Source organism: Geodermatophilus maliterrae (assembly GCF_041018925.1).
GTDB lineage: Bacteria > Actinomycetota > Actinomycetes > Mycobacteriales > Geodermatophilaceae > Geodermatophilus > Geodermatophilus maliterrae.
Genome location: NZ_JBFNXQ010000006.1, coordinates 62,540 through 80,563, shown reverse-complemented (window position 1 = coordinate 80,563; position 18,024 = coordinate 62,540). Strand labels below are relative to the sequence as shown.

The 18,024-nt window shown below is 75.7% G+C and carries 17 protein-coding genes; 9 read left to right on the top strand and 8 right to left on the bottom strand.

What is annotated here, in order from left to right:
* Positions 1–90: 90 nt before the first annotated feature.
* The 4 genes from ABQ292_RS03620 to ABQ292_RS03605 are packed head-to-tail and all read right to left on the bottom strand — an operon-like array spanning position 91 to position 4,980.
* A complete protein-coding gene (locus ABQ292_RS03620) occupies positions 91–525 on the bottom strand; it encodes a globin (RefSeq protein WP_369203308.1) in 435 nt (144 codons plus the stop codon).
* Positions 522–1,829 carry an MFS transporter gene (locus ABQ292_RS03615; RefSeq protein WP_369203306.1) on the bottom strand — a complete coding sequence of 436 codons (1,308 nt, stop codon included), beginning with the start codon at positions 1,827–1,829 and terminating at the stop codon, positions 522–524. The genes ABQ292_RS03620 and ABQ292_RS03615 overlap by 4 nt, the downstream gene beginning before the upstream one ends.
* Positions 1,826–2,845: a mechanosensitive ion channel family protein gene (locus ABQ292_RS03610; protein ID WP_369203304.1), complete on the bottom strand. Its 1,020-nt coding sequence runs from the start codon at positions 2,843–2,845 to the stop codon at positions 1,826–1,828. Before ABQ292_RS03610 ends, ABQ292_RS03615 begins: the two co-directional genes overlap by 4 nt.
* Positions 2,846–2,877: 32 nt before the next feature.
* Positions 2,878–4,980, bottom strand: a complete 2,103-nt coding sequence (locus ABQ292_RS03605; RefSeq protein WP_369203302.1) for a prolyl oligopeptidase family serine peptidase — start codon at positions 4,978–4,980, stop codon at positions 2,878–2,880.
* A gap of 230 nt (positions 4,981–5,210) precedes the next feature.
* Here ABQ292_RS03605 and ABQ292_RS03600 point away from each other — a divergent pair, with 230 nt between their 5' ends.
* The 4 genes from ABQ292_RS03600 to ABQ292_RS03585 all read left to right on the top strand — a co-directional run bounded on the left by ABQ292_RS03600 (position 5,211) and on the right by ABQ292_RS03585 (position 8,759).
* The gene (locus ABQ292_RS03600; protein ID WP_369203300.1) at positions 5,211–5,738 is read left to right on the top strand and encodes an HNH endonuclease; all 528 of its coding nucleotides are present in this window, start codon (positions 5,211–5,213) and stop codon (positions 5,736–5,738) included.
* 64 nt (positions 5,739–5,802) lie between these two features.
* Positions 5,803–6,663 carry an SCO6745 family protein gene (locus tag ABQ292_RS03595; protein WP_369203299.1) on the top strand — a complete coding sequence of 287 codons (861 nt, stop codon included), beginning with the start codon at positions 5,803–5,805 and terminating at the stop codon, positions 6,661–6,663.
* Positions 6,664–6,948: 285 nt separating this feature from the next.
* Complete coding sequence (locus ABQ292_RS03590) at positions 6,949–8,103, top strand: LPXTG cell wall anchor domain-containing protein (RefSeq protein ID WP_369203297.1); 1,155 nt, start codon at positions 6,949–6,951, stop codon at positions 8,101–8,103.
* Positions 8,103–8,759, top strand: a complete 657-nt coding sequence (locus ABQ292_RS03585) for a class F sortase (protein ID WP_369203295.1) — start codon at positions 8,103–8,105, stop codon at positions 8,757–8,759. The genes ABQ292_RS03590 and ABQ292_RS03585 overlap by 1 nt, the downstream gene beginning before the upstream one ends.
* A gap of 104 nt (positions 8,760–8,863) precedes the next feature.
* On the opposite strand, the gene ABQ292_RS03580 is transcribed toward ABQ292_RS03585, so the two are convergent.
* Positions 8,864–10,129, bottom strand: coding sequence for a kynureninase (locus tag ABQ292_RS03580; protein WP_369203293.1), 1,266 nt, complete (start codon positions 10,127–10,129; stop codon positions 8,864–8,866).
* Between the two features lie 37 nt (positions 10,130–10,166).
* On the opposite strand from ABQ292_RS03580, the gene ABQ292_RS03575 reads away from it, so the two are divergent.
* From ABQ292_RS03575 to ABQ292_RS03565, 3 genes are read left to right on the top strand one after another with little or no spacing between them, the layout of a single operon-like run.
* Entirely contained in the window at positions 10,167–11,606 is a 1,440-nt protein-coding gene (locus ABQ292_RS03575) for an amidase (RefSeq protein WP_369203291.1), read from the top strand.
* Between the two features lie 30 nt (positions 11,607–11,636).
* On the top strand, positions 11,637–12,002 hold the full coding sequence (gene ctaJ / locus ABQ292_RS03570; protein ID WP_369203289.1) for an aa3-type cytochrome oxidase subunit CtaJ: 366 nt from the start codon (positions 11,637–11,639) through the stop codon (positions 12,000–12,002).
* 60 nt (positions 12,003–12,062) lie between these two features.
* Positions 12,063–12,515: a DUF5130 family protein gene (locus ABQ292_RS03565; protein ID WP_369203287.1), complete on the top strand. Its 453-nt coding sequence runs from the start codon at positions 12,063–12,065 to the stop codon at positions 12,513–12,515.
* Positions 12,516–12,639: 124 nt separating this feature from the next.
* Here ABQ292_RS03565 and pepN read toward each other — a convergent pair whose 3' ends face one another.
* The gene (gene pepN / locus ABQ292_RS03560; RefSeq protein ID WP_369203285.1) at positions 12,640–15,189 is read right to left on the bottom strand and encodes an aminopeptidase N; all 2,550 of its coding nucleotides are present in this window, start codon (positions 15,187–15,189) and stop codon (positions 12,640–12,642) included.
* 132 nt (positions 15,190–15,321) lie between these two features.
* Between pepN and ABQ292_RS03555 the strand changes: the two genes are divergently transcribed.
* Positions 15,322–15,984, top strand: a complete 663-nt coding sequence (locus ABQ292_RS03555; RefSeq protein WP_369203283.1) for a mycothiol-dependent nitroreductase Rv2466c family protein — start codon at positions 15,322–15,324, stop codon at positions 15,982–15,984.
* 72 nt (positions 15,985–16,056) lie between these two features.
* Positions 16,057–16,812, top strand: a complete 756-nt coding sequence (locus tag ABQ292_RS03550; RefSeq protein WP_369203281.1) for an SDR family oxidoreductase — start codon at positions 16,057–16,059, stop codon at positions 16,810–16,812.
* 3 nt (positions 16,813–16,815) lie between these two features.
* Here ABQ292_RS03550 and ABQ292_RS03545 read toward each other — a convergent pair whose 3' ends face one another.
* Together ABQ292_RS03545 and ABQ292_RS03540 are read right to left on the bottom strand one after the other, a co-directional pair.
* Positions 16,816–17,664 carry an alpha/beta fold hydrolase gene (locus ABQ292_RS03545; RefSeq protein ID WP_369203279.1) on the bottom strand — a complete coding sequence of 283 codons (849 nt, stop codon included), beginning with the start codon at positions 17,662–17,664 and terminating at the stop codon, positions 16,816–16,818.
* Positions 17,661–18,020 (bottom strand): MarR family winged helix-turn-helix transcriptional regulator, encoded by a 360-nt coding sequence (locus tag ABQ292_RS03540; protein ID WP_369203277.1) that lies wholly within the window; start codon positions 18,018–18,020, stop codon positions 17,661–17,663. The genes ABQ292_RS03545 and ABQ292_RS03540 overlap by 4 nt, the downstream gene beginning before the upstream one ends.
* Positions 18,021–18,024: the final 4 nt, after the last annotated feature.

Genomic DNA, 18,024 nt, shown 5'->3' with positions numbered 1-18,024 from the left:
GGCGTCTCCTCCCGAGGCGGCGAGCGCCAGGCCCGCGCGGGTCCCCGCGGAAGGTACCGGAGGGGGAGCGGACCCGGGACGGGGCCCTGGTCAGACGGGGGACAGGCCGCCGGGCGCCTCGTCGGGCCAGCGGTTCTGCATGCTGCGGGCGGCCATCTCCATGTACCCCCACAGCGTCGCGTCCTGCTCCTCGGTCAGGTCGAGGGAGTCGACGGCGTCGCGCATGTGCCGCAGCCACGCGTCGCGCTCGGCCGGGCCGATCGCGAACGGTGCGTGCCGCATGCGCAGCCGCGGGTGGCCACGCTGCTGCTGGTAGGTGGTGGGCCCGCCCCAGTACTGCTGGAGGAACATCCGCAGCCGGGTCTCGGCGCCGTCCCAGTCGTCCTGGGGGTACAGCCGCGCGAGGACCGGGTCGGACCGCACGCCGGCGTAGAAGCGGGCGACCAGCTGCCGGAAGACCGGCTCGCCGCCGACCTCCTCGTAGAAGGTCCGCGCCGTGGGCAGGGACCTGCGCGCCTCGCTCATGACACCGATGGTCCCGCAGCCGGGCCGTCCCCCGCCACGGCGGCCCGGGTCCGGGCGAACCCGAGCAGGGGCGGGACGACGGCGAGCAGCCCGAGCCCGCCGGCCGCGGCGACGACGGCGCCCGGCGGCACCCGCTCGGCCGCCAGGCCCGCGCCGAGCGCCCCGAGGCCCTGGACGCCGTAGAGCCCGCTGACCGCCACCCCGAAGGCGCGGCCGCGGTAGGCCGCCGGCACCGCCTGCACGAACGAGACGTTGAGCGGGATCGTCCACGACGCCCCGAGGCCGGCCACGAACAGCAGCGCCACGACGACCGCGTACGCCCCTCGCCCGGGTCCGGCGGCCACCGCCACCAGCCCGGCCAGCAGCACCGGCGCCAGCGAGAGGGCCACCAGCACCGGCATCAGCCGTTCGCTGCGCGCCGTCCCCAGCAGCCGGGCGACCACCAGGCCACCGACGGTCACCCCCAGGGGGTTGGCCGCCAGGAGCACGCCCAGCTGGGCGGGGCCCTCGCCGAGGGACTCGGTCAGCGGGACGGCGATGCCCTCGGCGGCGTTGGCGAACAGCGTCCCGGTCCACAGCAGCGCGATGATCGACAGCAGGCGGGGCGTCCGGCCGATCAGCCGCAACCCCTCGGCGGCGTCGCGCCACACCGACGACGGACTCCCGTCGCCGACCCCGTCGTCGAGCGCGGCCACCGGGGCCGGCCGGCGCTCCAGGGTCGCGGCGAGCCAGACCGCGGAGACGAGGAAGGTGGCCGCGTCCAGCAGCAGCACCACCGAGGGGTCGAGCACGGTGACCAGCCCGCCGGCGACGACGAAGCCCACCACCTGGGCCACCTGCAGGCTGACGTTGGTCAGCGAGGTCGCCACGGCGTAGCGCTCGCCCTCGAGCACGTCGGCCATCAGCGCCGAGCGGGCCGACTCGAAGGGCGGGGCCAGCAGCGACACCATCAGCAGCAGGACCAGCAGCAGGGCCAGCGGCATCCCGGGCAGCGCCATCGCGGCGACCAGCAGCGCGCGGACGACGTCGCTGGCGATGAGCACGCGGTGCCGTGGGAAGCGGTCGGCGAACGTGGCCAGCACCGGACCGCCGACCGCCCACGGCAGGAAGCTCAGGGCGAAGGTCAGCGCCGACAGCAGCGGCGAGTCGGTGCGCTGGTAGACGAGGACGGTGAGCGCCACCCGGGCGAGCTCGTCGCCGATCGTCGAGAGCGTGTAGGTCCCGAACAGCGGCCGGAACTCGCGGACGGCGAAGACCTCACCGAAGGTGGCCGGGCGACCGTCGCCGGTGTCGCCCTCGCTCACCGGGCACCCACCCCGGTCGGGGCGGCGCCGATCAGCGGCGGCGGGGTCCTGATGCCCTCGGCGACGAAGCGTTCCTTGAGGCGCATCCGCAGCTCGCGGCCGACCCGCCACTGGTCGGCGTTGGTCGAGCGCACCTGCACCCGCATGAAGACGCCCTCGGCCGTGATCTGCTCGACGCCGAGGGACTCGGGCTCGGCCAGCAGCGCCGTCGCCCACTCGTCCTCGGCGTACATCGAGTCGGCGACCTCCTGCATCACCCGGCGGCAGCGCTCGAGGTCGGTGTCGTGGGCGACGGGCATGTCGATGACCACCTGCGCGTAGCCCTGGCTCTTGTTGCCCACCCGCAGGATCTCGCCGTTGCGGGCGTACCAGACGACGCCGTTGACGTCGCGCAGCCGGGTGATCCGGAGCCCGACGGCCTCCACGGTCCCGCTGGCCTCGCCGAGGTCGACGACGTCGCCGACGCCGTACTGGTCCTCGAGGATGATCCCGATGCCGGCGATGAAGTCCTTGATCAGGTTCTGCGCGCCGAACCCCAGCGCCACGCCGACCACGCCGGCGCTGGCCACGATCGGTGCGAGGTTGATCCCGATCTCGCCGAGCACCAGCACGACGGCGATGCCCATGATCACGAACGAGGCGAAGCTGCGCAGGACCGAGCCGATCGCCTCGGCCCGCTGGGTGCGGCGGGCCGCGACCGGCTCCAGCGGGTCGCCGGACCCGGTGGCGCGGTTGCGCAGCGGTCGCAGGATCGTCGGCACCGCTCCGGTGGCCGTGCGGTCGGTCAGCCGGCGGATCGCGCGGTGCACCAGCAGCCGGACGGTCGCGGCGAGGACGACGACGAGCAGGATCTTCGCCGGCTTCTCGATCAGCGCCTCGGCGTTGGTGGCCAGCCAGTCCAGGCCGGACAGCTCGTAGACCTTGGCGCACAGCGTCGTCGGGTCGTCGACGCAGGCGGGGACGTCGTCAGCCGGCCCGCTGTCGGCAGCGGCGAGCACGGAGGGTGAACCGTTCATCACTCACCATGGTGTCAGGTCGGGGCGATCGGTCAGGGACCCGCCGCGCCCCAGCCGGACAGGCCGGTGGCGGCGGCGAGGAAGGCCAGCTGGTCGGCGGCCAGACCCACGGTGCGGCTCACCGCCCGCGCGCCGTGGCCCACCGACGTCTCCCGCCGCAGCACGACCGGCGCCTCGGCGGCGGTGGCCGCCTGCAGGGCGGCGGCCAGCTTGCGGGCGTGCAGCGGGTCGACGCGGGTGTCGGACTCGAAGGTCGTGAACAGCACCGCCGGGTAGGCGGTGCCCTCCCGGACGGCGTGGTAGGGCGAGTAGCCCAGCAGCCAGCCCAGCTCGACCGGGTCGTCGGCGGTGCCGTACTCGTCGTTCCAGGTCCGGCCCAGGCCGAAGCGCTCGTAGCGCACCATGTCGAGCAGCGGGGCGCTGCAGACGACGCCCGCGACCAGGTCGGGCCGCTGGGTGAGGGTGGCGCCCACCAGCAGGCCGCCGTTGGACCCGCCCATCACCGCCAGCTGCGCCGGCGTCGTCCAGCCCCGGGCGACCAGGTGCTCGCCGGCGGCGGCGAAGTCGTCGAAGACGTTCTGCTTGCGCTCGCGCATGCCGGCGCGGTGCCACTCCTCGCCGTGCTCGGAGCCGCCGCGCAGGTTGGCCACCGCCCACACGCCGCCGGCGGCGACCCAGGCCAGCGCCTGCGCCGAGTAGGACGGGGTGAGCGCCACGTTGAAGCCGCCGTAGCCGTAGAGGACGGCCGGCCGCGGGGCGTCCGGCTCGCCGGTCGCGGACAGCACGAACAGGTGCACCGGCGTCCCGTCGGCCGAGGTCGCGTGCGTCTCCACGACGGTGACCGCCGGCACCTCGCCGGCCACGGGGGCGCGCTCGTCCGGCGTCAGCGACTCGGGTGTCGCGGCGTCCCAGCGCAGCACCGACGGCGGCGTCGCGTGGTCGGTGTAGCCGACCCACGCGGTGGTGCCGCCCTCCGGCGGTGCGCTGACGCCCGAGACGTTGCCGGCGCCGAGGCCGGTCACGTCGGCCAGCCGCCCGGACCCGTCCCCGGCCCACACGGTGAGCCGGTCGGTGGCGTCGACCGAGTGGACGGCGAGCACCCGCAGCCACCCCTCGGGGTCGTCGACGAGGGCGACGTCGGACAGGACGCCGTCCGCCTGCTCCGGGACGACGTCGCGCCACGCCTCCGGCGCCCAGGTCGCGGGGTCGGCGGGGTCGGCGACGGCCAGCCGCCAGCGCGGGGTGCCGCGGTCGCTCGTCAGCCACAGCCGGCCGTCGCGGGCGACCCAGGCCGCGGTCTGGGCGTCGACGCCGACCTGCAGGTCCTGCAGGGGTGGGCGGGTGCCGGGGACGGAGCCGCCGAGGTCGGCCAGCCAGACGTCGTCGCGCGGTGCGGTCCCCGCCGAGGCCGAGACGACCAGCCAGCGGCCGTCGGCGCTGGTCCGCACCCCGTAGTAGTTGGTGGGGTCGAGACCCTCGCCGTGCACCAGGACGTCGCCGCCGGGGTCGGCGCCGACGCGGTGGCGCCACACCCGCCGGTGGAACTGCTCCTCCCCCGCGGGCACCTGCTCCGGCGCCAGGCGGCGGACGTAGAAGAGCTCCTCCCCGCCGGGCAGCCAGGCGACGGGGGAGTAGCGGCAGCGGTCGACCGGCCCGTCGAGCTGCTTCCCGGTGGCGACGTCGAGGACGTACAGCCGCGACTCCTCGTCGCCTCCGGTGGACAGCTGGTAGGCCAGCCGGTCGCCCTCCCAGGACGGCGACCAGGCGTCGAGCGTCGTCGTACCCGACGGGTCCACGGCCATCGGGTCGACCAGCACGCGGAGGGTGCCGTCGGGCTCGCGGACCCGGAGGACGGCGTGCTCCTGGCCGGGGTCGCGACGGGTGGAGAAGGCCCGCCCGCCGCGGTGCACCGGGACGCCGACGGCGCCGGCGTGCACGAGCTGCTCCAGGCGGGCGGCGAAGTCCGCGCGCAGCGGGAGGGCGCCGAGGACGTCGGCGGCCAGGGCGTCCTCGGCCGCCGTCCAGGCCCGGGTACGCGGGTCGTCGGGGTCCTCGAGCCAGCGGTAGGGGTCGGTCACGCGGTGGCCGTGCAGGTCCTCGACCAGGTCGAGCTTCTCGGCGTGGGGGTGGCGCACCCGGTCCACCGTAACGGCGGCCGCGGCCCGCTCCCGGACGTCCCGGTTCCTGCACCCGGGCTTCCCGCGCGCGCCGGAGGGCCTGACCGGGGCAGGATGGGGAGGCCCGCGGGCCGCCCCGGTACGGCGGTCCGGGCGTCCGGAGGTGATCCGTGCCGCGTTCTGCGCCCGGGTCGGTCGCAGGCCATCCAGGTCCGCGCCGCGACCCCGTCGTCCGACCCCGGCTGCCCGTGCCCTCGTCCGGCACCACGGCGGCCACGCTGCTGCTCAACGCCACCTACGAGCCGCTGTGCGTGGTCTCCAGCCGCCGCGCCATCGTGCTGGTGCTCGCCGAGAAGGCCGAGCCGGTGGACACGGCCGCGGAGATCGTGCACGCCGAGCGGCTCAGCCTCGCCGTCCCCGTGGTCGTGCGGCTGACCCGCTACGTGCGGGTGCCCTACCCTGCGCAGGTGCCGCTCTCGCGCCGGGCGGTGTTCACCCGCGACGGGCAGACGTGCGTCTACTGCGGCGGGTCGGCCACCAGCATCGACCACGTCGTGCCGCGCAGCCGCGGCGGGACGCACACCTGGGACAACGTCGTGGCCGCCTGCCGCCGGTGCAACCACACCAAGGCCGACCGGTCGCTGGCCGAGCTGGGGTGGAAGCTGCCGAACCCGCCCCGCACCCCGAGCGGGGCGGCGTGGCGGCTGCTCGGGGCGCGCACCGTCGACCCCCGCTGGCGCGAGTGGCTCGGCGTGCCGGAGAGCGTGAGCGCATGAGGGAGGACCCTCTGCCGCCCACCACCCGCACGCTCGCGGCGGGGCCCTGCAGGGGGCCTCTCCGGTGACCTCGCCGGGGACGGCGCGGCGGCTGTGGGCGCTCGGCGAGCCGTACCACGCGCTCACCTACTTCGCCGACGAGGCCCGGGCGGCCGGGGAGGCCGCGGGGCTGCGCGGCTTCTGGGCGGTCTACTTCGCCCTGCGGGCGGCGCCGCTCGGCCCGGTGGGGTCGGAGGTCGTGACGGCGACCTTCTACAACTTCGCGCCGGCCTTCGTCGCCCGCCGGGTGCCCGGGGTGTGGTCGTCGGTGACCCCGGCCGCGGCGCTCGACGCGCGGCTGGCCGGCGTGGACGCCGCGGTGCGCCGGGTGCTGGGGGAGTGGGCGACCTCGGCGGAGGCGCGCGAGGCGGCGGAGCTGGCCGGGGTGGCAGCGGCGGCGGTCGACCTGCCCGGGCGGCCGCTGGCGGCCGCCAACGCGGGACTGGACCGGCCCGGTGAGCCGCACCTGGCGCTGTGGCAGGCGCTGACGACGCTGCGCGAGCACCGCGGGGACGGGCACGACGCGGCCCTGCTCGACCGCGAGGTGTCCGGCGTCGGCGCGCACGTGCTGGCCGCGGCCGCCGGCCGCACCGACCGGGAGTGGTTGCAGCGCGCCCGCGGCTGGGACGACGAGGCGTGGACGGCCGCGGCCGAGGAGCTGTCCGCCCGCGGCTGGCTCGACGGCGAGGAGCTCAGCGCGGAGGGACTGGCCATGGTGACGGCCATCGAGGCCGACACCGACCGGCTGGCGCTCGGGCCGTGGCGGGCACTCGGCGACGCCGGCTGCGACCGGCTGGCCGAGCTGCTGACCCCGGTGCGCCGCGCCGTCGTCACCGCCGGGCTCTTCCCCGACCGCAACCCGATCGGCGCCCCCGACCCCTCCTGACCCGGCACGGGAACCGGTGCACACGCCTCAGCGCCTCGGGACGGGTCTGTCGGTCCCCTGCCTCGTGGACCAGGCGACGCGCAGTGCCTCAGGTGCGCACCTGACGAACCGCGACCGACCCGTTGGACAACATCTGGTGTTCCGCGTGGGGCTGGTGTGACAGGTGAGCACCGGCGCATCCGCGCAGGTCGTTCCGCGTGTCAGAGAGCTACCCGGCCGAAGCCGTCTCTCTAAGTTGCGATCAACTCGCTCAGCGTGAGCGACGCCACGGAGAGGCGCCCACCCATGTCCACGCACACCCTGTCCCGCCACCACCACCGCTGGGGGACCGCCCGCGTCGGCGTCGTCGGCCTGGCCGTCATGGCGTCCATGGGGCTGGCGATGCCGTCCGCCGGTGCCGCGCCCGCCGTCGCCCTCCCGCTCGAGCCCGGCGAGGTCCTCCTGTCCGCCTTCCCGGTCGAGAACGCCGGGGCGATGGACGCCATGGGTGAGCCCACCGGCGCCGGCCCGACCGAGGTCGCGGTCCAGTACGGCGACACGCTCACCGTGCAGTTGCCGTCGTACCTGGACACCACGGACGTCGTGGTGATGCTGGGGCGGGACGACGACGGCAACGGCAGCGACGAGACGACCTACTCGTCGGAGCCCGGCGCGCCCACGCCGCTCGGCGTGACCGGTGAAGGAACCAGCAGCATCGCAATCACCCTGCCGAACAACGCCCCGGTCGACGGCGCGCTGGGCACGCTGACCCTCGAGGGCCTCACGACCACCACTGCGTTGGGGCCGGAGTACACGTCTGACGGCGTGGTGGAGTACCTGCTCGAGTTGAACACCGAGGCGCTCGCTGACGAGACGCTCGAGCCCGAGGTGCTCGCGCTGTCCTCGGAGCCCTGCGACCTCACCTCGGCCACTCCCTGTCCCGTCACGGCGACGGCCGGCACCGTGGTCACGCTCGACCTGACCGCCGGCTCGGCGCTCCGGGACCTCGGCCTCACCGACCTCACCGGCGTGGAGGTCGCCCTCCAGGCCCTCGACGCCACCGGGAACCCCGTGGGTGCCCCGGTGGCGCTCACCGTCCAGGTCACCGGCTCGACGGCGACCTTCGAGATCCCCGCCGGGACGGCGGCCGGGTCCTACGGCCTCCTCATCGGCCAGCCGACCCCGACCGGCGTCTCCCTGGTCCTCGCCGACCTCGTCGTCGCCGCGCCGGCCGCCGCGCCGGTCGCCGCCCCGCCGGCCACCGCGGCACCCAGCACGCAGGCCGTCGCCGGCAACGTCGGGCTGCGCTCGAACACCGGCGTCACGGCCCCGGCCACCGGGAGCAGCACCGGCACCGTCGCCGCGGGGGCCGGCCTGCTGCTCCTCGCCGGCGCCGGTGGCCTCGCCGTCGCCCGCACCCGCCGCCGTCCGGCGGTCGAGACCGGGACGGACGAGGTCTGATGCGGCCGGGGCGGCGCACCGCCACGATCGCGGCGGTCGCCGCCCTGGGGATCGCCGGGAGCGCCGTACTCGCCGTCGGCCTGACCGACGGCTGGCAGCCGGTCGCGGCCACCGGGTCCTCGCCCCCGGTGGCCGTGGCCGGCGCCCCGGCCGAGCCGGCGCAGCCGACGCTCCCACCGGAGGGGACGACGCTGCCGACCCCGTCGTCGGACGTCCACGTGACCGTCCCCGCGGTGGGCCTGGACCTGCCCGTGCTGCCGCTGACCCCGGCCGGCGGCGTCATCAACCCCCCGGCCCTGACCGCGGCCTACTGGATCGAGCCCTACGGCGACCCGGTCGGCACGGCCGGGGAGGCGGACAACACGCTCTACCTGGCCGCCCACGCGACCGGCACCGGTGAGTACGGCTTCGACTCCCTGGTGGACGCCGACTCGGGGGGTAGCACCCTCATCCCGGGCGACGTGGTCGAGGTCAGCACCCCGGGCGGGACGGTCGACTACACCGTCCAGCGGACCGAGCGGGTGGCCAAGGGCGAGCTGCCCGACGCGACCGACGTCTGGGAGGCGGCACCGGGACGGCTGGTGCTCATCACCTGCTTCCAGCGCGACACCACGCGAGCGGCCACCGAGAACCTGGTGGTCTTCGCGCAGTCCTGACCGCGCACCCACGGACGCCCCGGCCGTGCACCTCCGCGGAGGTGCACGGCCGGGCGTCTGCGGTGAGTGCGGAGACACCCCGTGCGTCCCCGCGGGGTGCGCGCTCAGGTCACGCGGGCGCGCTCCTCGGGGTAGCCGGTCCAGCCGCCGTCCTCGAGCAGCCCGCGGAAGCGGTCGACGGCGTCCCAGACGTCGACGAAGCGGGTGTAGAGCGGCGCCGGGCCGAACCGGACGCGGTCGGGCGTGCGGAAGTCGGGGACGACGCCGCGGTCGACCAGCGCCTGGGTCAGCTGCCACGCCGCCGGGTGGGCGAGGGTGACGTGCGCGCCGCGCCGGGCGGGGCCGCGCGGGCTGGCGAGGGCGACGCCGTGCGCCGCCAGGTGCTCGTCGGCCAGGGCCACCAGCAGGCCGGTCAGCGCTCGTCCCTTGGCCGCCAGCCGGTCGATCCCGGCCTCGGCCACCAGCCGCGCGCCCACCTCCACCGCGGTCGCCGCCAGCACCGGCGGCGTGCCGGCGGCGAGGCGCCCGATCCCCGGCACCGGGTCGTAGACCGGGCCCATGGCGAACTGGTCGCGCTGGCCGAACCAGCCCCAGATCGGCTGGCGCAGCGACTCCTGCAGCTCCCGCCGCACGTAGAGGAAGGCCGGCGACCCCGGCCCGCCGCACAGGTACTTGTACGTGCAGCCGACGGCGAGGTCGACGCCGTTCGCGGTCAGGTCGAGCGCGACGGCGCCGGCCGCGTGCGAGAGGTCCCACAGCACCAGGGCACCGGCGTCCCGCGCCGCGGCCGTCACCGCCGCGACGTCGGCCAGCGCCCCCGACCGGTAGGCCACCGCCGACAGCACGACGACGGCGACCCGCTCGTCCAGGGCAGCGCCCAGCACGGCCGGGTCGAGCCCCGCGTCGAGATCCGCCGGCACCTCCCGCACCGCCATGCCCCGCGCCGCGGCCACCCCGGCGACGACGTAGCGGTCGGTGGGGAAGTCGTCGGCGCAGCACACCAGCACGTCGCGGCCCGGGCGGGCGCCGGCGGCGGCCACCAGCAGCTGGTAGAGGTCCACGGTGGTGGAGTCGGCGATCAGCACCTCGCCGGGGCGCGCACCCAGCACTCCGGTGCCGACGACGTCGCCGACGCGGGTGCCGACGTCGATCCACGACGCCCACGACCCGACCAGCCCGCCGCCCCACTCCTGCTCGGTCACCCGCGCCAGCGCCGCCGGCGTCTCCCGCGGCATCCGGCCCAGCGAGTTGCCGTCGAGGTAGAGCAGCCGCCCCGGTCCGTCGTCGTCGGTGCCGGCGAACCGTGCGCGGAACCCGGCCAGCGGGTCGGCGGCGTCGAGCGCCCCGGCGGCGGCGCGGGTGAGGTCCACGGCGCCTGTCTACCGGTCGCCGCTAGCGTCCCCGACCGTGACCGGCACACAGCTGCACGAGCTCACCGCGCTGGAGCAGGCGGCCGCCGTCCGCGCACGGGAGGTGAGCCCCACCGAGCTCGTCCGCCACGCCCTCGCCCGCGTCGAGGCCCTCGACGCCGGCCTCGGCGCCTTCGTCACCGTCACGCCCCAGCGGGCGCTGGCCGCGGCCGCGGAGGCCGACTCCCGGGTGCTGCGCGGCGGGGAGCTGCCGCCGCTGCTCGGCGTCCCGACGGCGATCAAGGACCTCAACAACACCGCCGGCGTCCGCACCACCTTCGGCTGCACGGTGTTCGCCGACTTCGTGCCCGAGGTCGACGACGCCGTCGTCGGCAAGCTGGCCGCGGCGGGGACGATCAGCCTGGGCAAGACCAACACCCCGGAGTTCGGCTTCCCCTGCTACACCGACAACGACCTCGTCGGACCGGCCCGCTGCCCGTGGGACCCCACCCGGCTGGCCGGCGGGTCCAGCGGCGGCGCGGCGGTGGCCGTCGCGGCGGGAATGGTGGCGGTGGCGCAGGGCAGCGACGGCGGCGGCTCCATCCGCATCCCGGCCAGCGTCAACGGCCTGGTGGGCATCAAGCCGAGCCGCGGCCGGGTGAGCAACGCCCCGCTCGGCGGCGACGTCACCGGCCTGGGCACCAACGGCCCGCTGGCCCGCACCGTCCGCGACGCCGCGGCGGTGCTGGACGCCATGGCCGGCCCGGTGACCGGCGACGCCTCGTGGGCGCCTCCGCCACCGCCGGGGGAGACGTTCCTCGGCTACGCCGGCCGGCCGGTCGGCCGGCTCCGGATCGGCCGGACGCGGGAGTCGCCGATGCCCGGCGCCGTCCTCGACGCGGAGGTCGCCGCCGCCTTCGACGACGCCGCGCGGCTGCTCGAGGACCTCGGTCACGAGGTGGTCGACGTCCCGGCCGGCCTGTTGGGCCCGGACGTGCTCGCCGCCTTCGAGCGGGTGTGGTCGCTGTCGGGGACGACGCTGCCCGTGCCGCCCGGGCGGGTGGGGGAGCTGCGGCCGCTGACCCGGGCGCTGCGTGCCCGCGGCCTGGCGCTGTCGGCGCGGGGGGCGATGGAGGCGCTCACCGCGCTGCGTCTCTTCTCCCGCCGTTACGTGCAGGCCACCCACGGCTTCGACGTCCTCCTGGCGCCGGTGACCACGATGACCCCGCGCCCGCTCGGCTGGTTCGACGCCGACGGCGACGGTGCCGCGGACTTCGAGCGGCAGAAGGCCTACGCCGCCTTCACCGCCCTCTACAACGTCACCGGGCAGCCGGCGGTGAGCCTGCCGCTGTGGTGGACCGACGACGGCCTGCCGATCGGCACGATGCTCGTCGGGCGGCCCGCCGACGAGGCCACGCTGATCGCGCTCTCGGCCCAGCTGGAGGCGGCCCGGCCGTGGTTGCGACGCCACCCGCCGGGTTGGGACACGAACGCGTAGTCCAGGGGTCGTGGCGGTAGGTTGTCCGGCGTGACCGTCGTCGAGACCCTGCTCGTCTTCCTGGGTGCCCCGCTGGCCGTCTACCTCCTGCTGTGGGCGTTCACCTACCTGCCCGGCGGGCGGCAGCGCAAGGGCGTGCAGTACAAGCCGGGACAGCCCTGGGACCACGAGCCGGTCTGGTACGAGCCCCAGCCGGCCAACGCCCCGTCGCACACCGCGGGCGAGGGCGACACCCAGGCGGTCGGGTCCTCGCTGTACGGCGAGACCGCGGGCATCGGCTCGTCGGACGGCCACCGTGCCCTGCCCGCCGGGTCGCAGGGCGCCACCGCGGTCTCGGCCGGCGCCCCCGTTCCGGCGGCCGGCGGCCCGCTCGGCGGCGCCCGCGGGACCTGGTGACCGCACCGCGATGACCGCCTGCACCCCCACCCACCCCGCGACCGTCCCCGGAGGCCGGCGATGACCCGCGTCCTGCACGCCGAACCCCACGACACCGGGACGAAGGACACCGCGCCCAACCGGGCCGACGAGGCCTACGACACGGTCTTCAGCTACCGGGAGCTGGCCCGGCTCGACGAGGCGCTCACCATGTCCTCGCGCGAGACCGGCCTGCGCTTCACGCTCTACATCGGCGACCTCGGGCCGCAGACCCGCCTGCGCGCCGAGGAGCTGCACGCCCGCGGCGGCGACCCGGCCGACTCCGTGCTCCTGGCCGTCTCGCCCGGGCAGCGGGTCATCGAGGTGGTCACCGGCTCCTCCGCCGCCCGCCGGCTGCCCGACCGCGCCTGCGCCCTGGCCGTGCTGTCGATGACCAACTCCTTCTCCGCGGGCGACCTCGTGGGCGGCATCGTCAACGGTCTGCGGCAGCTGTCCGACCAGGCCGGCCACCCCCTCGGCGCGCACACGCGCTGAGGGGAGGACCGCCTCGCGGGCTCGGGGTGCGCGTCCGAGTGCCTTCGTAGCGCTGCCGGCACCACCGGCGTGCAGGCGGAGAGGGGCCCGGGGACGACGTCCCCCGGGCCCCTCTCGTCCGTCCTCAGCTCTCCGCGGCGTCCCGCTGCCGGGCGTGCAGGGCGCGGGCGATGCCGTCGCGGCCCTCGGTGACCAGCCGGCGCAGGGGCGCGGGGTGGTCCTCCTCGGCCAGCCACGCGTCGGCGGCCTGCAGCGTGCGCTCCTCGACCACCGGCGGGAAGAGGTACTGGACGGCGTTCTTGGCGATCTCGCCGGGACGCCGTTCCCACATCGGGCCGATCTCGGCGAAGTAGCGGTCGACGTAGGGCGCCGTCAGCTCCCGCTGGGCCGGGTGCCAGAAGCCGGCCACCAGCGCCTCGTGCACGGCGTTCGGGACGTCCGCGTCGTGGAACGCCCGCTTCCACGCCTCCTCCTTGGCCTCCGCCGTGGGCCGCAGCGCCCGCGCGGTCGCCGCCCGGCGCACGCCGGTGGCGGTGGCGTCCCGCTCGGCCTCGGCGTCGATCTGGGCATCGGCTGCCGCGCCGATGGCCACCAGGCCGTTGAGGAAGGCCCACCGGGCGTCGGCGTCCACCGAGAGTCCCTCGACCACCCGCGAGCCGTCGAGCAGGCCGCGCAGCACCGCGGCGTGCGCCTCCGTCCGGGCCGCCGCCGACAGCGTGCGCGACCACTGCAGCTGCTCGTCGCCGCCCGGCCCGGCCGCCTCCAGCGCCTGCAGCGCCTTGTCGGCCAGCGCCGTCCACCCCGTCGGGGCCCACGCCGGGTCGGCGTAGGAGGTCAGCGCCGTCTGCACGCGGGCCAGCAGCGACTGCACCACGCTGATCTCGGTCTCGGCGTCGATGCCGGCCAGGACCAGCTGCACCCACTCGCGGGCGGGCAGCTCGGCGTCGCGGGTGGTGTCCCAGGCCGCCGCCCAGCACAGCGCACGGGGCAGCGAGTCGGGCATCACGCCGATGTCGGTGCGCAGCGTGGCCAGCGAGCGCTCGTCGAGGCGCAGCTTGGCGTAGGTGAGGTCGTCGTCGTTGACCAGCACGAGGTCGGCCGCCGGGTGGCCCACCAGGTCGGCGACCTCGGTGCGCGCGCCGTCGACGTCCAGCTCCACCCGCGTGCTGCGCGTCAGCCCGCCGGGCCCGCGGTCGTAGAGACCGACGGCCAGGCGGTGCCGGCGCAGCACCGGGTGCTCGGGGACGGCGGTCTGCTCGATGGCGAAGGACGCGTAGCGGCCGTCGTCGGTGAGCTCGTACACCGGCCGCAGGGTGTTGACCTGACTGGTCTCCAGCCACTGCGCGGACCACTCGGTGAGGTCGCGTCCGGTGGCCTCCGACAGCGGGTCGAGCAGGTCGGCCAGCGTGGTGTTGCCGTACTCGTGGGTGCGGAAGTAGCGGCGGATGCCGGCGAGGAACTCCTCCCGGCCGACGTAGGCCACCAGCTGCTTGAGCACCGAGGCGCCCTTGGCGTAGGTGATCCCGTCGAAGTTCACCTCGACGGCGGCGACGTCGACCATGTCGGCGGCGATCGGGTGGGTCGAGGGCAGCTGGTCCTGCGCGTAGGCCCAGGCCTTCTCGGTGTTGGCGAACGTCGTCCAGGCGGTCGTGTACTCGGTGGCCTCGGCCTGGCACAGCGTGCTGATGTAGGTGGCGAAGGACTCGTTGAGCCACAGGTCGTCCCACCAGCGCATGGTCACGAGGTCGCCGAACCACATGTGCGCCAGCTCGTGCAGCACCGTCTCCGCGCGCCGCTCGTAGCGGGCCCGGCTGGTCCTGGAGCGGAAGACGTAGTCCTCGAGGATGGTCACCGCGCCGGCGTTCTCCATGGCCCCGGCGTTGAACTCGGGCACGAAGAGCTGGTCGTACTTGTCGAACGGGTACGGGTAGTCGAAGACACGGTGGAAGAAGTCGAAGCCCTGCCTGGTCACGCGGAACAGCTCGTCGGGGTCGAGGTGCTCGGCCAGCGAGGCGCGGCAGTACAGGCCGAGCGGGATGCCCTCGTGGTCGTCGGTCACCCGCGCGTAGGGCCCGGCGATCAGCGCGACGAGATAGGTCGACAGCCGCTTCGTGGGCTCGAAGTGCACCAGCTGCGAGCCGCCCGGGCCGGCCTCGATGGTGCGCCCGCCGGCGTTGGAGACGACCTGCCAGTCGAACGGCGCGACCACGTGCACCGCGTGGCTGCCCTTGAGGTCGGGCTGGTCGAAGCAGGCGAAGACGCGCTTGGCGTCGGCCGGCTCGAACTGCGTGTAGAGGTAGACCTGCCCGTCCTCGGGGTCCTCGAAGCGGTGCAGGCCCTCGCCGGAGTTGGAGTAGCGGCAGTGGGCGACGACCTCGAGCGTGTTGTCGGCCGCGAGGTCGGGCAGCGGCAGGCCGCCCTCCTCGGTGTAGGTGCCGACGTCGAGCGCCACCCCGTTGAGCGTGGCCGAGTGCACCCGCTCGGCGACCAGGTCGATGAACGAGCTCGCGCCCGGCTCGCGGCAGGTGAAGCGCACGGTCGTCGTCGAGGCGAAGGTGCCCGTGCCCGGGCGCCCGGTGCCGTCGGTGAGGTCGAGGGAGAGGTCGTAGCTGTCGACGGCCAGCAGCCGCGCGCGGGCGGCGGCGTCGTCGCGGGTCAGGTTGGGTACGGCCACGCCCGGCAGCTTCCCACGGCGCGCGGACACGCCCGGCGACGCGGGGAACAACCGCCCGGCCGGGGCACTTGCCAGCGGACAGCGGGTCCGGCGGGACAGGCGGCCGGACGACGACGAGAGCGAAGGTGAGCGATGACCGAGGCAGTGCAGAGCGCCCCGACCACGGCACGGGTGGACTTCTGGTTCGACCCGCTCTGCCCGTGGGCCTGGCTGACCAGCCGCTGGGTGCTGGAGGCCGCGAAGGTGCGTGACATCGACCTGCACTGGCACGTCATGTCCCTGGCGGTGCTCAACCGCGGCCGCGACCTGCCCGAGGAGTACCAGCAGATGATGGAGCAGGCGATCGGCCCGGTGCGGGTGGCGATCGCCGCCGCCCAGCACCACGGCGACGAGGTCCTCGGCGACCTCTACACCGCCATGGGCACGTTGCGGCACCACGAGGGCGAGGAGCTCGAGGACATCATCGCCCCGGCGCTCGAGCGGGTCGGCCTGCCGGCGTCGCTGGCCGAGGCCGCGACCTCGACCGACTACGACGAGGCGCTGGAGAAGAGCCACCACGCCGGCATGGACCCGGTCGGCGACGACGTCGGCACGCCCGTCGTGCACATCGACGGCGTCGCGTTCTTCGGCCCCGTGATCAGCAAGGTGCCCACCGGCGAGGACGCCGGCAAGGCCTTCGACGGCGCCGTCCTGCTGGCCAACCTCCCCGACTTCTGGGAGCTCAAGCGCACCCGGACGTCCGGCCCCGACATGGACTCCGTGCCCGCCGACGCCCTCGAGCTCACCCGGCGTTGAGCCTCCGGTGCACCCCGGTGGACCGGTTCGGTCCACCGGGGTGCACCGCGGGCGGGCTGGCATGCTCATCCCGTGCCGCGACCCGTCCGCCAGCGCATCCTGATCACCGGTGCCAGCTCCGGCCTCGGCCGCGGCATGGCGCAGCGCTTCGCCGCGAGGGGCCGCGACCTGGCGCTCGTCGCCCGGCGCACGCACCTGCTGGAGGAGCTGCGGAACGAGCTGCTGGCCGCCCACCCCGGCACCCGGGTGGTCACCGCCGCCATGGACGTCGACGACGCCGAGGCCGTGGCCCGCGGCGTCCCGGAGCTGGCCGCCGAGCTCGGCGGCATCGACCGCTTCGTGGCCAACGCCGGGATCGGCAACGGCACCCCCGTCGGCACGGGGGCCGCCGCGACCAACCGGGCCATCCTGGCCACCAACGTGCTGGGCACCCACGCGCAGTGCGAGGCCGCCGTCGAGCTGTTCCGCGCCCAGGGCGCGGGCCACCTCGTGCTCATCAGCTCCGTGGCGTCGGTCCGCGGCATGCAGGGCACCCGCACCGCCTACGGCGCGAGCAAGGCCGCGCTCAACGCCCTGGCCGAGGGCATCCGCGCCGACCTGCTCGGCACCGGCATCCGGGTGACCACGGTGCTGCCCGGCTACATCGAGACCGACATCAACGTCGGCCGCCGCGGCCCGTTCACCGTCGACCTCGACACCGGCGTCGACGCGCTGGTCGCCGCCATCGAGCGCGAGCCGGTGCGCGCCTACGTGCCCGAGTGGCCCTGGCGGCCGGTCTCGGCGCTGCTGCGGGTGCTGCCGCTGCCGGTGCTCCGCCGGCTCACCTGAGACTCACCCGGACGGCGTCGTCTCGAGGAAGCGGCGAACCCGCGTGCCGACGACGTCGGGCGCGTGTTCGTCGGGCGCGTTGTGATCCAGGCCGTCGAGGAGCTCGATCGACGCGCTCGGGAGGACCGCGCGCAGGTGCTGCAGGGTGTCCACGGTCGCTGGCTGCGGGCTCCGGCTGCCGCCGAGCAGCAGCACCTGCGCGGCGACGGCCGCGAACGCGGTGAGGTCACCGTCGAGGCGACGGACCTCCTCGTGCTCCGCGAGGTTGCTCGCCAGCAGCGGCTCCATCCGCCGCCACTGCGGCGCGCGGACGACCAGGCGCAGGACGGTGCGCAGGTACCAGAGGGGGAGCCGCGCGACCGGACCGGGCGCATGGCCCGAGCCGCGGACGAAGTGCGCGAAGGCCCCACGAGGGTCGCCGACCCCGAGCAGCTCCCGGTACCGGGGCATCCACGCCGTGGGGATCGAGCCGCCGACGGAGACGCCGGGTTCGTAGACGGCGATCCGGTCGAAGACCGGGGCGCGTGCGGCGGTCCGCAGCGCGACCAGACCGCCGTAACTGTGCCCGAAGACGCGCACCGCCCCGGTGCTCGCCTGCAGCGCGAGGACGTCGTCGCACTCCCGGGCGATCGAGTGGTCCGGTCCCTGGGGTCCGCTCGAGCCGCGGCCCCGTCGGTCGATCAGGTGCACGCTGAACCGCGGGGTCAGCGACCGGGCCAACGGCAGGTAGTCCTCGGCCGTGCGCATCCTCCCGCCGACCAGGATCACCGGGTCGCCCTGGCCGACGGTCAGGAAGGCGATGGTGGTGCCGTCCGCCGATGTGACGGTGCTCGGCCGTGGCGCCGCTGTCACGACGCACGCCCGGCCGTCCCGGTGACGCCGGGCTCGAGGGCGGCGAGCAGCTGCCGGGTGTGCCGTGGGTGCTCCTCGTAGGGCACGCCGCTGCTCTCGACGAGCGCCACCAGCCGGCCTTCCAGTGCGTCGCGGCAGCGGTCGACCAGCTCCTCGCCGGCGGGGGTCAGCTCGAGGCGCCGCCGGTTCCCGCCGGTCGCGGCCGCGTCGGCCGCGGGCAGGCCTTCGTCGACCAGCACCGCCGCCATGCGGCTGACCGACGGTTCGGTCAGGCCCAGTCGGTCGGCCAGCGCCCGCTGCGTCGTGCTGCCCGACGCCCCGACGGTGTGGAGGGCCCGGAAGCGCCGGTACGACACGTCG